Annotated in this window: 1 protein-coding gene; it reads left to right on the forward strand. The window is 38.4% G+C overall.

Features of this window, described 5'->3' with window-relative positions; translation table 11 throughout:
• Positions 1–132: hypothetical protein (locus tag CVN76_RS32280; RefSeq protein WP_442857537.1), on the forward strand; the 132-nt coding region annotated here is incomplete at its 5' end.
• Positions 133–320 lie beyond the last annotated feature (188 nt).

Genomic DNA, 320 nt, shown 5'->3' on the forward strand with positions numbered 1-320 from the left:
ATATTGGAAGAAGTCATCCGGACGAAAGGGATCATAGATGATGATATGACAGTGGTAACTTCAAAAATAAAACATAATACGCCGAAATGGGCTTCCATTCCCGTTTCCTCGAAAAACAAAAAGGCCCAGTAGGACATTTATATAAAAAATATCCGAATTCATGAATGAGGTGATGGAATGGTGGACGGGTAAAAGGTAAAAAGGTTGAACGCAAAAGGAAATTCCCGTGACTCTTGTTAATGTGACTTGATTGCGCATGCCGCTTGCGTATAAATTCCCTTTTTTTAGTCAATTATGGTAACAGATTGAAAAGAAGGGAG

The organism is Bacillus sp. mrc49 (assembly GCF_002803435.1).